The organism is Bacillus sp. BS3(2021), assembly GCF_021043345.1.
GTDB classification, from domain to species: Bacteria; Bacillota; Bacilli; order Bacillales; family Bacillaceae; genus Bacillus; species Bacillus paralicheniformis.
The window spans coordinates 85,647-98,661 of sequence record NZ_JAJNDM010000005.1 but is presented as its reverse complement, the minus strand read 5'-3'; the positions used below and the strand labels follow the sequence as shown (position 1 = coordinate 98,661).

Below are 13,015 nucleotides of genomic sequence, written 5' to 3'. Positions count from 1 at the left end.
TTTGATAAACAAAAAAGTCTTCTGTGAAGCAGAAGACTTTTCATCGACATTTGTCCGTCTTCTTATCTTCCAAGCAGACTGCTTGCTGGATTTAGCACCTTGGTCATGAATATTCATTCACCGGTTGCTGAGGCTTCATCGGGCCAGTCCCTCTGCCTCTCTTGATAAGAACAGCTATTTAGTTTCTATTGATTACTTTTACTCAATTTACCGAAAATCGGGAGAATAATCAACAGTAAATTAAGAATTTATCGAAAATTTATAAATTGGACATCAATCGGCAGGTCGGCTTCCCTCACCATCGCGATGATTTGCTGAAGGTCGTCTTTATTTTTTCCGGTTACGCGGACTTGATCATCCTGCACTTGCGATTTAACTTTCAGACCCGATTTTTTTATCAGGTTATTGATTTTTTTCGCGTTTTCTTTGTCGATGCCCTGAACTAGTTTTCCGCGCTGTCTGACCGTGCCGCCTGAAGCGTTCTCAAGCTTTGAGTATTCGATGTTTTTCGTCGGGACGTTCCGCTTGATCAGTTTGCCGACAAGCACGTCTTTCAGCTGGTTCATTTTAAATTCGTCGTCCGATACGAGAACGAGCTCGTCTCCTTCGAGTGTGATGCTGCTTTTTGACCCTTTGAAATCATAGCGTGTGCCGATTTCCTTGAGAGCGGTCTGAATTGCGTTTTGAACTTCAGGCAGTTCAACCTTTGAGACGATATCAAATGAGCTTTCTTTCGCCATGTGAAAACCTCCATCCATTTTACTTATGAGTCAATTATAGTAGAATAAGGTGAAACTTCCAATATCGAGCGGTTTGCCTGGCCGCGATCCGGCAATAATTTTAACATTGGAGGAATAATAAGAAAAAGAAAAACAGGCGGATAAGAAAGGAAGAAACAGTATGAAACCAGGACAGCAGCTAACATTGAAAATAGATCATAAAGCCGATTACGGTTACTTTTTGACGGACGGCGAAACGGCGGTCCTTCTGCATCAGAGCGAGATCACGGAGGATATTGAAGACAGAGAAGAGGTCGATGTCTTTTTATATGTCGATCATGAAGATCGCTTGGCGGCTACGATGAGAAAGCCGATGATCAGCGCTGAACAGTACGGCTGGGTGGAAGTCGTTGATGCCGTCAGCGGCATGGGGGTTTTCGTCGATGTCGGGCTCTCGAAGGACGCCCTCGTTGCGACAGAGCATCTCCCGCCGTATGAATCAGTATGGCCGCAAAAAGGGGACAGGCTGTACTGTATGCTGAAAATCACGGGGCACGGAAGGATGTTTGCCAAACCGGCGCCGGAGGATAAGATCAGCGAGCTGTTTAGTGAAGCTTCACCCGGTCTGATGAATAAAGAGCTCACCGGAACGATCTACCGCTTGATCGCATCAGGCTCTTTTATGATTTCCGAAACCGGCATCAGAGGCTTTATCCATTCTTCTGAGCGAAAGGAAGAGCCGAGGCTTGGGGAAAAGCTGACCGCAAGGGTGATCAAAGTAAAAGAAGACGGTTCTGTTAATCTGTCGCTTCTGCCAAGAAAGCAGGATGCCTTATCGGTTGATGCAGAACAAATTTTGACTTATATGAGAACGAGAAACGGCGCGATGCCGTTCTGGGATAAAAGCGACCCTGAGGATATCAAAGAGCGCTTCAACATGAGCAAAGCAGCATTTAAAAGGGCGCTCGGCCATCTGATGAAACAGGATAAAATCTATCAGGAAGAGGGCTGGACATACGAGAAAAAATAAATATGAGGCGGCGTCCGATGAGGACGCCGCCGGTTTTTTACAAGTGATCAGGCTTCTTTGATTCCTGGTGTTTACCGGCTTGTCTGTTCTTTTCAGCGAGCCGGTTTTTCTGCTGGTTGACGGCGTTGTTGTCAACTGGCTTTTTATCATCATCTTTCATGAGGAAGCACCTCCTGTCAAAATGTCGCTTTTAGCTTGCACACTGCCGGCGAAACTATGTACTCTCCCAACCGCGATGTTTTTTGCCGGGAAGTTTATGCCTCCTTGTACCGCCAGCATACACATATCATAAGACCCAAAAAAAGGAGACTTGGTATGAAACATTGCTGCTCAGTTTACATTCAAAGTGTTTCGGCAGGAGGAGTCGTCAATTTTGGCGGTGCGTTCAAAATTTGTCCGATCACAATGGAAAAAGTGGTCGAGGGGTCTGGAGGTCCTGATGTCGCGACAGCGGCTGCCGGTTTTCTTGATGGAGCGCTTACACCGGCCGCCGCTGAAGGAACAGTCACCGAAGACAGCTGACGAAGAAGGCCTGCTTTTATCAAGCAGGCCTCTGTTTTACCTTATCTTTTGTCTTTCCCCGGAAAAAAGACCGCCAATGTTCCGGGGCCGGAATGGGCGCCGACCGCTGAACCGACCATGTTGACGACGATTTCCCCAGGCTGAAATTCGGCTTCGATCATCCGTTTGACCTCTTCGGCCGTCTCTTCGTCATCTCCGTGGCTGATGCCGACCGTCTGTCCGCTCAAATCGACGCTTCTTTCTTTCATCAATTCGATCATCCGTTTGAGCAGCTTTTTTTTGCCCCGGATTTTTTCCAAGGGGACAAGCTTGCCGTCTTCAACATGCAGGAGCGGTTTAATATTCAGCAAACCGCCGACAAAAGCCGATGCTTTGCTGATTCTTCCGCCTCTTGCCAAATAAGTCAGGTCATCTACGGTAAAAATATGTTCAAGATGTTCGCAAAAGTCCTTTACAGACGATTCAATTTCTTGTATTGTATTGCCGTTAGTTGCGAGTTTAAGGGCGTGCTTAACCGCGAGCCCATAGCCTAATGAAGCGCATTTTGAGTCGATGATCCGCAGATCGAAATCAGGGAACTCTTCCTTGACTTCGTTTGCTGCCATCACAGCCGTCTGGTATGTTCCGGAAAGCTCTGAAGAAAAGGCAATATAGAGAGCGGGTTTGTTTTCGCCGGCCAGCTCCCTGAATGCATTCTTGAACCGCATCATGGACGGCTGGGACGTTTTCGGCGCTTTGCCTTCGCGCATCGCCTCATAAACGTCCAGAGGCTGAATCGTCAGAAGGTCATCGTACTCTTTTTCATCAAGCAGCACCTTTAACGGAATAAATGAGATGTGATGTTCATCATAAAAAGATTTCGGCAAATCTGCCGCACTGTCTGCTAAAAGGTGAACGTTCATTTGAACCCCTTCTTTCTAAAAAATGGTGGAAAAGGACGCCAAACTGTCCTTCGGTATATTTCGTTTTTTAGGTCAACTATATCATATATTTTTACATTGACGTTTTCAAAATATTGTTTTAAGGGTAAACCAAATATATACGAAAGTAGCGGAGGAACTAAATATGGTCATAGCTGAAGCAAAAAAATTGTTCATTGTCATCATCGGCGCCTTGTTAAATGCCATCGGATTGAATCTGTTTCTGATTCCCGCCGATGTTTACGCCAGCGGCTTTACGGGGGTGGCGCAGCTTTTATCGAGTGCGCTTGACCAGTACAGCCCGATTTACTTTTCAACGGGGACGCTATTGTTTATTTTAAACATTCCCGTCGGGATTCTGGGCTGGCTGAAGGTCGGGCGCTCATTTACGGTTTACAGCATTTTGAGCGTAGCCTTGACGACGGTCTTTTTAGGAATGCTCCCTGAGGCGAGCCTGTCAAACGATATTTTGCTGAACGCCGTGTTCGGCGGGGTGATCGCCGCGGTCGGAATCGGCCTGACCCTTAAATACGGGGCTTCAACGGGCGGTTTGGATATTATCGCGATGATCCTGGCGAAGTGGAAAGACAAACCGGTCGGCACCTATTTCTTTATTTTAAACGGTGCGATCATTTTAACAGCAGGATTATTGAACGGGTGGGAGAAAGCATTATATACGCTCGTTACACTATATGTGACAACCAGGGTGATCGATGCCATCCACACCCGTCACGCCAAGCTCACCGTTATGATTGTCACAAAGAAAGCGGAGGAGATCAAAGAAGCGATTTACGGAAAGATGGTCCGCGGCATTACAACCGTTCCGGCGAAAGGCGCCTTTACGAATGAACAGAAAGAAATGATGATCATTGTGATTACAAGATACGAATTATACGACTTGGAAAAAATCATTAATGAAGTGGATCCAAATGCTTTCACAAACGTCGTGCAGACAACGCAGGTTTTAGGGTTTTTCCGCAAAGATTAATGAAAGGGTGAATGAATGCGGCTGATTTCCATGATTGTAATGTTGCTGTTTGTCGGTGGATGCGGGCAAAACGGGGATCAAGTCCCCGATAAGGAGGTATCAGGGGAAGTGAATAACGGGAGTGTAACATTAACGGTTGAACCCGTTCAGAAGCAGGGAGAAATCGAATTTCGGATGTCGGTTGTCAACCATACGGATGATGTGGCAGAGTTTGAATTCAGCAGCGGACAGAAATTTGAACTGATCGTCAGCGACAAAGAAGGGAATGAAAGGTACCGCTATTCGAAAGGAAAAATGTTTACGCAGGCGTTCCAGACGATGACGCTCAAACCGAAAGAGTCTTACGATTTTACTGATGTATGGAAAGAGGTGCCTGAACCCGGCACATATGAAGTAAACGTGACATTTTTGGGAAGATCGGAACAGTTTGCAACTTTGAGGGCCGGCAAATCGTTTGAAGTGAAATAGCCGTCAAAAAAGGCATCCCGGGAAGGATGCCTTTTTGTATGCTGTCAGGCAGAAGGGAAGGCGGCTGCCTGAACACGCCTGTGACCGTTAATATTGATCCCCATTGAAAATAGAATTTTTAACGATAACGTAGTCTACGTTGCGGATCGCATCGAGCTTGTTTCCTCCCGCGTAAGAAATGGATGACTGCAGATCCTGTTCCATTTCTGTCAGCGTATCCATGATCGCGCCTTTATGCTCCACGTACATTTTTTTGCCTTCGACATTTTTCTTTTCACCTTTTTGGTACTCAGAAGCCGAACCGAAATATTCTTTGTAAAGCTTGCCGTCTTTTTCGATCGTTGCCCCCGGCGATTCTTCGTGTCCGGCAAACAGCGAACCGATCATGACCATTGTCGCCCCGAATCTGACCGATTTGGCGATGTCCCCGTGAGTGCGGATGCCGCCGTCTGCAATGATCGGCTTGCTCGCCGCTTTTGCACACCAGCGCAGCGCAGCCAGCTGCCAGCCGCCCGTTCCAAAACCGGTTTTAATTTTTGTAATGCAGACTTTTCCGGGACCGATGCCGACTTTTGTAGCGTCGGCGCCGGCGTTTTCAAGTTCTCTCACAGCTTCGGGCGTTCCGACATTTCCTGCGATCACGAAGCTGTCCGGAAGATGTTTTTTAATGTGCTGAATCATATTGATGACGGCGTTCGAGTGACCGTGAGCGATATCGATCGTGATGTAATCAGGCGTGAGATTCTCTTTCACCAGCTCTTCGATAAACGCGTATTCGTCATCTTTGACTCCGACGCTGATTGAAGAAAACAAACCGCGCGCCTTCATGTCTTTTACAAAATCGATCCGTGTTTCCGGCTCAAAGCGGTGCATCACATAAAAGTAACCGTTTTCCGCTAATGAAACAGCCAGCTTTTCATCTATAATGGTCTGCATATTGGCGGGCACCACAGGCAGTTTAAATGTTCTTCCGCCGAACTGCACGGACGGATCACATTCAGAGCGGCTCTTGACGATGCACTTTGCAGGAATTAGTTGAATATCTTCATAATCAAACACGTTTTCCAATATAAAAACCCCCAAAAACGAATATTTATTTGTTTGTTATATAAAATGTTCGCCTTTTATAATGTACTTCCTTTTGCTTCCGATGTCAAATTTTTATGTTTTGAAATTTGAACATAAAAAAGGAGCCGTGCCGATGGCACAGACTCCTCTCCGGCTGTCAAAAAGCCGGCGTGTTGTTATGATCGTTGATCTAGCTGCTCCTGAAGATCGTGAAGCTGGCGCCGTTCGGCATCAGTTGAATTGGCGTATGCCGAGGAAAGGGCGTTTTTGGCTCTTGCAACGGCTTTCGCCTTTTCGCCTGAATCCGTCGAAGCTTCAGCTTCATGAACGGCTGCTTTGGCCATTTGAAACAGTTCGTTTCTCATGTTACAGCCCTCCGCATTCCGTCGGGCCGCTCTTTTGTTCAGCCTCTTCTAATGTGGAGCGGTAAGGGAACCTGGCGGCATGCTGTTTAAGCGAATCCTTGCCTTGCTGAATAAACCGTTTTGATTTGCTGCGTTTACCCATCTTGAAATTCCCCCTTAACACGAGTGACGGTCCGGTGCGGCCGTCTTCTCATAGTATTGCCGTTTTGAAAAGCCGTTTATGAATGGCAAATTATAATATTATAAAGCGAAGTAGTCCTTCAAAAAGACTGCGATTCCGTCTTCTTCGTTTGATTTTGTAACCTTGTTTGCAACGCTTTTTACCCCTTCGATGCCGTTGCCCATCGCCACGCCGCAGCCCGCGAACTCAAGCATTTCAAGGTCGTTGTCTTCATCGCCGAAGGCAATGACCCGCTCAGGCGGTATCCCGTAATAGTCCGTGATTTTCTCTAAGCCGACCGCTTTATTGATGCCGCTTTTAATCAGTTCGATCACATGCCACGGAGCCGCCCATCTTCGATGATCGACCATCTCCGCGTGAACGTCTGACAGGTAGGAGCGGATCGCCGGAACATCCTCTTCTTTTGCGTGGATCAGTACGCTTGTCACATCCTGGCCGAGGTTTGTCCTTAAATCTCCGACCGTAATATTCGGGCTGCCCATCGTAAAGACATCAATCAGTTTTTCGTCATGATAATGAAAATAAACATCATCGACAATTTCAGCAAGGATATTATGTACGTTGTATGTCTCGCTGACTTCAATGATCTGTTTGACCACCTCGAGATCAAGAGATGTATGGAAGCGTCCCCAGCTTTGATCTTTAGGATGATGGACAAACGCCCCGTTGAAATTGACGATCGGCGTATCGAGCTGGAGCTGATCATAATACACGGAGCTTGCTCGGAACGGTCTTCCCGTAGAAATGCACACGTAATGTCCATCTTCCCGCAGCTTGCGGATGACGTCGCTGGAGCTTTCCGAGATGGTCTTGTCGTCTTTTAATAATGTACCGTCTAAGTCCAATGCAATTAAATATGGTTTTGTCTCCATAAATGCTCCTTTGTTGTGAATTTGAAAGTTCTGACTTACCTATAGTGTATCTTTTTACCTTCTTTATTGTCTACATGTTAAACTTATGATGATGGACATCCTAAAAGGAGGAAGAAACAGACGTGATCATAATCGAGAAGCAACATATTTCAAACATTCCTCTTTTGCATATTGTAAAAGAGGAGGAAAAAGAGAAAGCTCTTCCTCTTGTTTTCTTCATACATGGTTTTACAAGCGCAAAAGAGCATAACCTTCACTTCGCATATCTGCTTGCCGAAAAAGGAATGCGCGTGGTCCTGCCTGAGGCTCTTTATCACGGGGAGAGGGAAGAACAGCTCACTCAGGAAGAGCTCGCCCCGAGGTTTTGGGAGATCGTCACGAATGAAATCAAAGAGCTCGAAGTGCTGAAAAACCACTTTGAACAGGAAAACCTGATTGAAAAGGGCCGTATCGGCGCCGCCGGAACTTCGATGGGCGGTATTGTCACGCTCGGCGCTTTGACACAATACGAATGGATTACAACTGCCGTCAGTTTAATGGGCAGTCCCGCCTATGTAGAATTTTTTGATCAACAGCTCGCTTTTATGCGTGAAAAGAAAATTGAACTTCCTTTCACAGAAGGACAAATCGAACAGCAGCGCGATAAACTGAAGCGTTTTGACTTGAGTCTGCAGCCGGACAAATTGAAGATGAGGCCGCTTTTATTTTGGCACGGCAAACAGGATGGCACCGTTCCGTTTGCTTTGGCGCGCCGCTTCTATGAATCGACGATTCCGCTGTATGAAACTCGGCCTGATTTGCTGCATTTTATCGAAGATGAGCGGGCTGGGCATAAAGTATCAAGGGAAGGCCTTTTGAAAACAGTCGAATGGTTTGATGCGCACCTTTAAGTGCTATCGGTTTAGAAAATGAAAGAAGTGCGTTATACTGATGAAAAAAGGAGTGAGGAAGAGTGGATGAAGCATTAAAAGAGAACATCATGGGCGCCCTTGAACAGGTCGTTGACCCTGAACTGGGCGTCGATATCGTCAATCTCGGCCTTGTATATGACGTGGATATGGATGAAAACGGCAAAACTGACGTGACTATGACTTTGACTTCAATGGGCTGTCCGCTGGCGCCGATCATTGTGGATGAAGTCAAAAAAGCGCTCGCAGATATTCCCGAAGTCAAGGAAGTTGACGTTCATATCGTCTGGAATCCGCCTTGGACACGGGACAAAATGTCGCGATATGCGAAAATCGCACTTGGCATCCAATAAACGTTTCCAGAGCCTGCTCAACCGTTGACAGGCTCTTTCTGTTTTGAAAAGGGAGCCGCCGTAATAGATAACGCGGGCGTATCCAGGCAGATCGCTACTCCCGTTATAAAAAGAACGCTTGTACAAGCGTTCTTTTTTTATTGCAAAAACGCCAGCCGGCACATTCTCCGGTTTGAAAAGCGGAGAATCCGGGAAGATGGGAACGGAGCACGACCAAGCCGCTGAAAAAGGACCGCCGGCGGGAGGAAAGAACCAATATGAAAGATGAACAAAAAATATTAAATATACAATTGAATTAATTTTTATTCATGTTATAATGTTAAATAATTTCACAAAGACCAAGAAGGTGAACTTGTTTTGAAAATAGGTATTATAGGTGCTACTGGCTATGGAGGGGCAGAGATTATGAGGATTATGAAGTTGCACCCTTATGCAGATGAATGCATATTGTATTCATCGAGTGATGAGGGAGCCCGCTATGATGCCGCATACCCGCACCTTATGAAACTGACAGATCAACACCTGCAACCGATCGAAGTAAAGAAAATTGCGAACGAAATCGATTTTTTATTTATGGCTGCGCCTCCGGGGGTATCCAGCCGGCTGACGCCACAGTTTGATGCATATGACATACCGATCATTGACCTGTCCGGCGATCTCAGGCTGCAGAACCCGAGCGTCTATGAAAAATGGTATAAAAGGGAAGCCGCGCCTGAACACGTGCTTCAAAAAGCGGTATACGGACTGTCTGAGCTGAATCGGGAAGACATTAAAACGGCGCAGTACATAGCCAATCCAGGTTGTTTCCCGACAGCGGTTCTTCTCGGCTTGGCGCCGCTCGTCAAAAGCGGCAGCATCAACGAATCTTTTGTCATCATCGATGCGAAAACAGGGGTATCGGGAGCAGGCAGAAAGGCGTCGATGGGCACTCACTTTTCAGAGATCAATGACAATTTCAAAATATATAAGGTAAACGAACACCAGCATACGCCTGAAATCGAGCAGATTGTTAAACAATGGGACTCCGCATTTAAACCGATCACATTCAGCACGCATTTAGTTCCGATGACAAGGGGCATTATGGCGACCATCTACACAGAACTGAAAGACAGCATGGATGCCGAACAGCTCCAACTTATTTTTTCGAAATTTTATAAAGATTCATACTTTGTCAGAGTGAGAGAACCCGGTTCGTTCCCTGCAACTAAAGAGGTGTACGGCAGCAATTTTTGCGATATCGGCGTTACCGTTGATGAACGGACGAACAGAGTGACAATTGTGTCAGTGATCGATAACTTGATGAAGGGAGCCGCGGGTCAGGCTGTTCAAAACTTCAACATTATGAATGGCTGGAGCGAAACCGCCGGGCTTGAATTTACGCCAATTTATCCATAAGACGGGAGAGAACAAACATATGATTCAGGTGAGTCAAGACAGCATAAAAAAAACAGACGGAAATGTCGCTTCGCCTAAAGGCTATTTGGCAAAAGGGGTTCACTGCGGCCTCCGCTATTCAAAAAAGGATCTTGGAATTATCATCAGCTCAAGACCGGCGGTGAGCGCCGCCGTTTATACGCAAAGCCACTTTCAGGCTGCGCCGATCAAGGTGACGCAGGAAAGTCTCAAAAAAAGCGCGCATCTGCAAGCCGTCATCGTCAACAGCGCAAATGCCAACGCATGTACGGGAGAGCAGGGCTTAAAAGATGCATATGAGATGCGCCGCCAAAGCGCTGATATGCTTGGGATCGAGCCGGAACTGGTGGCCGTGTCCTCAACCGGCGTCATCGGCGAATACCTCAATATGGAGAGCATTACAAAAGGCATCAGCCTTCTCGCCGAGACTGAGCCTGCCGAAGGCGATTTCGAAGAAGCGATCTTAACGACAGACACGGTGATCAAACAAACGTGCTATGAACTGATGATCGGCGGTCAAAGAGTGACGATTGGCGGAGCAGCCAAAGGGTCGGGGATGATCCACCCGAATATGGCGACGATGCTCGGCTTTGTCACAACAGATGCATGCATCGAAGAAAGCGCGCTGCAAAGGGCATTAAGGGAAATTACGGACGTTTCATTCAACCAGATCACAGTCGACGGCGACACATCGACTAACGATATGGTGCTCGTCATGGCGAACGGATGCGCCGGAAATGAGCGCCTCCATGAAGAACACGAAGATTGGCCGGTTTTCAAAAAAGGCCTGCAGCTTGCCTGCACAGACCTCGCCAAACAAATCGCGAGAGACGGGGAAGGGGCGACAAAGCTGATCGAGGTTGAAGTGAACGGTGCGAAAAGCAATCTTGAAGCGCAAATCATCGCCAAAAAAATCGTCGGCTCAAACCTTGTAAAAACCGCGGTTTACGGAACGGATGCGAACTGGGGCAGAATCATTGTCGCGATCGGAGACAGCATGGCTGCTGTGACACCGGAGAAGGTAGAAATCTACCTGGGCGGCCAATGCCTTTTTAAAAATAACGAACCGCAGCCGTTTTCAGAAGAGCTGGCCAAAACATATTTAGAAAACAGCGAAGTGAAAATCGAGGTTCGCTTGCAGGAAGGTGACGGAAAGGGTACGGCTTGGGGCTGCGATTTAACTTATGAATACGTCAAAATCAATGCGAGCTATCGGACGTAAAAAGGGGATCACAATGGATAAAACAATCGTTTTTAAATGCGGCGGAAGCGTCATCCGCGAACTATCGGACGAATTTTTTCAAAATCTGAAAGAGCTGACCGAAAGCGGCTGGAAAATCGCACTCGTCCACGGGGGCGGGCCCGATATTACAAAGATGCTGAAGAAACTCAATATTCGAAGCGAATTCGTCAACGGACAGCGCAAGACGACAAAAGCGGTTCTTGAAGTCGCTGAAATGGTCTTATCCGGTTCGATCAACAAATTTTTCGTTGCCGAGCTGACAAAGCACGGCCTTCCGGCTGTCGGAGTATCAGGAAAAGACGGGGGACTGCTCCTTGCCGACTATTTAAATGAAAAAGAATACGGTCAGGTCGGGCGCATTAAAAAAGTAAACGGCCGAATGGCCGAAGCGCTCATGGAAAAAGGCTTTATTCCGGTTATCGCCCCCCTCTCGATGACGGATGGCTGTGAGACTTTGAATGTGAACGCCGATTTGGCGGCGTCGGCTGTTGCGGCAGCCTTGCACGCTGACAAATTAATGTTTGTGACAGACGTTAAAGGGATTATGAAAAACGAAGAAATGCTGAAAGAGCTGACGCCGGCAGACATCGAAAGCCTGATTGCTGAAGGCGTGATCTCGGGAGGCATGATACCAAAAGTGCATTCTGCAAAAGAAGCCCTCACAGATGAAGTGGATGAAGTGATGATCGTGAGCGGAAAAGGATCTTTCCTCACGAAAGACGATTTCATCGGCACGAAAATCATTAAACAAAAGGAGGCCGTATCGTGAGTCATTTATTTCAGACGTACAGCCGCTGGAATATCAATATTAAAAAAGCGAAAGGCACGATCGTTCAGGATGAGAAGGGGAACGCTTATCTTGATTTCGTCCAGGGAATCGCGGTCTGCAATCTCGGGCATTGCCCCGATTCAGTGACAGCTGCTGTCAAAAAACAGCTTGATGATGTCTGGCATGTTTCCAATCTGTTTCAAAATGAGCTTCAAGAAAAGGTTGCACAGCTTCTTGCCAAAAACAGTGCAGGCGATCTCGTCTTCTTTTGCAACAGCGGGGCGGAAGCGAATGAAGGGGCGGTGAAGCTCGCACGAAAACATACGCAAAAAACAAAAATCATAACGTTTCAGCAATCGTTCCACGGACGCACGTATGCGGGAATGGCCGCAACCGGACAGGAAAAGATCAAGCTCGGATTCGGACCGATGCTTGAAGGATTCCACTACTTACCTTACAACGAGCCGAAAGCATTTGCCGAATTGCAGGATGAAAAAGATATCGCGGCAGTGATGCTCGAGCCGATTCAAGGCGAAGGCGGCGTCATCCCTGCGAGCAGGGAATTTCTGCAGAGCGTTCAAGATTTTTGCCGCGATAAGCAGGCTCTCCTTATCGTCGACGAAGTTCAAACCGGAATTGGACGCACCGGTAAAGCTTTCGGATATGAATACGAAGGGCTGTCACCTGATATCATCACCGTCGCGAAAGGACTGGGCAGCGGTTTTCCGGTCGGAGCCGTGATCGGGAAAAAAGAGCTTTCAGAAGCGTTCTCTCCGGGTTCCCACGGCTCGACATTCGGAGGGAACATGCTGGCGATGGCTGCGGCAAACGCCACGTTGGAGACCATTTTTGAAAGCAGCTTTCTTGAAGAAGTGAGCGCCAAAGGAGCATTTTTGCATCAACAGCTGAAAGAAAAGCTTCAATTTCCGCTTGTAAAAGATATCCGCGGGAAAGGGCTGATCGCCGGAATCGAGTGCAAGGAACCTGTACAGCCGCTGATCGAAGCGCTTCAAAAGGAAGGTTTGCTCGTTCTTCCCGCGGGTCCGAACGTCATCAGACTTCTGCCGCCATTGACGGTTGCGAAAAGTGAAATCAAAGCGGCCGTGGAAAAACTGAAAGCTGTCATGGCAGATTATTCAGCTGTAAAACAGTAATTTTTTTTTGATATGTAAGTATAAAAATTCATGAATATCATT

16 protein-coding genes, 1 pseudogene and 1 riboswitch are annotated in these 13,015 nt (G+C 47.2%); of the genes and pseudogenes, 10 read left to right on the top strand and 7 right to left on the bottom strand.

The window, feature by feature from the left end; all coding sequences use genetic code 11:
• Positions 1-59 precede the first annotated feature (59 nt).
• Positions 60-171, bottom strand: a riboswitch (SAM riboswitch).
• A 77-nt stretch (positions 172-248) separates the two neighbouring features.
• Positions 249-740 carry a YajQ family cyclic di-GMP-binding protein gene (locus LQ247_RS12595; protein WP_003180528.1) on the bottom strand — a complete coding sequence of 164 codons (492 nt, stop codon included), beginning with the start codon at positions 738-740 and terminating at the stop codon, positions 249-251.
• 140 nt (positions 741-880) lie between these two features.
• Between LQ247_RS12595 and LQ247_RS12590 the strand changes: the two are divergent.
• Positions 881-1,749 (top strand): annotated as a pseudogene (locus LQ247_RS12590) (CvfB family protein).
• Between the two features lie 37 nt (positions 1,750-1,786).
• On the opposite strand, the gene LQ247_RS12585 reads toward LQ247_RS12590, so the two are convergent.
• A complete protein-coding gene (locus LQ247_RS12585; RefSeq protein ID WP_023856637.1) occupies positions 1,787-1,909 on the bottom strand; it encodes a DUF3941 domain-containing protein in 123 nt (40 codons plus the stop codon).
• A 155-nt stretch (positions 1,910-2,064) separates the two neighbouring features.
• On the opposite strand from LQ247_RS12585, the gene LQ247_RS12580 reads away from it, so the two are divergent.
• On the top strand, positions 2,065-2,271 hold the full coding sequence (locus LQ247_RS12580) for a spore germination protein (protein WP_020450910.1): 207 nt from the start codon (positions 2,065-2,067) through the stop codon (positions 2,269-2,271).
• Between the two features lie 41 nt (positions 2,272-2,312).
• On the opposite strand, the gene LQ247_RS12575 is transcribed toward LQ247_RS12580, so the two are convergent.
• A complete protein-coding gene (locus tag LQ247_RS12575) occupies positions 2,313-3,173 on the bottom strand; it encodes a DegV family protein (protein ID WP_020450911.1) in 861 nt (286 codons plus the stop codon).
• 163 nt (positions 3,174-3,336) lie between these two features.
• Between LQ247_RS12575 and LQ247_RS12570 the strand changes: the two genes are divergently transcribed.
• Together LQ247_RS12570 and LQ247_RS12565 are read left to right on the top strand one after the other, a co-directional pair.
• Positions 3,337-4,179 carry a YitT family protein gene (locus tag LQ247_RS12570; protein WP_020450912.1) on the top strand — a complete coding sequence of 281 codons (843 nt, stop codon included), beginning with the start codon at positions 3,337-3,339 and terminating at the stop codon, positions 4,177-4,179.
• A gap of 15 nt (positions 4,180-4,194) precedes the next feature.
• Positions 4,195-4,647: a BsuPI-related putative proteinase inhibitor gene (locus LQ247_RS12565; RefSeq protein ID WP_020450913.1), complete on the top strand. Its 453-nt coding sequence runs from the start codon at positions 4,195-4,197 to the stop codon at positions 4,645-4,647.
• A gap of 87 nt (positions 4,648-4,734) precedes the next feature.
• Here LQ247_RS12565 and guaC read toward each other — a convergent pair whose 3' ends face one another.
• The 4 genes from guaC to LQ247_RS12545 form a co-directional block, all read right to left on the bottom strand.
• Positions 4,735-5,715 carry a GMP reductase gene (gene guaC, locus LQ247_RS12560; RefSeq protein WP_020450914.1) on the bottom strand — a complete coding sequence of 327 codons (981 nt, stop codon included), beginning with the start codon at positions 5,713-5,715 and terminating at the stop codon, positions 4,735-4,737.
• Positions 5,716-5,891: 176 nt separating this feature from the next.
• Positions 5,892-6,080 carry a DUF3813 domain-containing protein gene (locus LQ247_RS12555; protein WP_020450915.1) on the bottom strand — a complete coding sequence of 63 codons (189 nt, stop codon included), beginning with the start codon at positions 6,078-6,080 and terminating at the stop codon, positions 5,892-5,894.
• A 1-nt stretch (position 6,081) separates the two neighbouring features.
• Complete coding sequence (locus tag LQ247_RS12550; RefSeq protein ID WP_003180548.1) at positions 6,082-6,222, bottom strand: hypothetical protein; 141 nt, start codon at positions 6,220-6,222, stop codon at positions 6,082-6,084.
• Positions 6,223-6,320: 98 nt separating this feature from the next.
• A complete protein-coding gene (locus LQ247_RS12545; RefSeq protein WP_020450916.1) occupies positions 6,321-7,133 on the bottom strand; it encodes a Cof-type HAD-IIB family hydrolase in 813 nt (270 codons plus the stop codon).
• Positions 7,134-7,255: 122 nt separating this feature from the next.
• On the opposite strand from LQ247_RS12545, the gene LQ247_RS12540 reads away from it, so the two are divergent.
• From LQ247_RS12540 to LQ247_RS12515, 6 genes are all read left to right on the top strand, one after another.
• Entirely contained in the window at positions 7,256-8,023 is a 768-nt protein-coding gene (locus LQ247_RS12540; RefSeq protein ID WP_035338977.1) for a prolyl oligopeptidase family serine peptidase, read from the top strand.
• A gap of 62 nt (positions 8,024-8,085) precedes the next feature.
• Positions 8,086-8,394, top strand: coding sequence for a metal-sulfur cluster assembly factor (locus tag LQ247_RS12535; RefSeq protein WP_003180552.1), 309 nt, complete (start codon positions 8,086-8,088; stop codon positions 8,392-8,394).
• A gap of 357 nt (positions 8,395-8,751) precedes the next feature.
• A complete protein-coding gene (gene argC, locus LQ247_RS12530) occupies positions 8,752-9,789 on the top strand; it encodes an N-acetyl-gamma-glutamyl-phosphate reductase (protein ID WP_023856640.1) in 1,038 nt (345 codons plus the stop codon).
• A 19-nt stretch (positions 9,790-9,808) separates the two neighbouring features.
• A complete protein-coding gene (gene argJ, locus LQ247_RS12525) occupies positions 9,809-11,029 on the top strand; it encodes a bifunctional ornithine acetyltransferase/N-acetylglutamate synthase (RefSeq protein WP_023856641.1) in 1,221 nt (406 codons plus the stop codon).
• 13 nt (positions 11,030-11,042) lie between these two features.
• Positions 11,043-11,819, top strand: a complete 777-nt coding sequence (gene argB / locus LQ247_RS12520; protein WP_020450920.1) for an acetylglutamate kinase — start codon at positions 11,043-11,045, stop codon at positions 11,817-11,819.
• Positions 11,816-12,973 carry an acetylornithine transaminase gene (locus LQ247_RS12515; protein ID WP_231006123.1) on the top strand — a complete coding sequence of 386 codons (1,158 nt, stop codon included), beginning with the start codon at positions 11,816-11,818 and terminating at the stop codon, positions 12,971-12,973. Before argB ends, LQ247_RS12515 begins: the two co-directional genes overlap by 4 nt.
• Positions 12,974-13,015 lie beyond the last annotated feature (42 nt).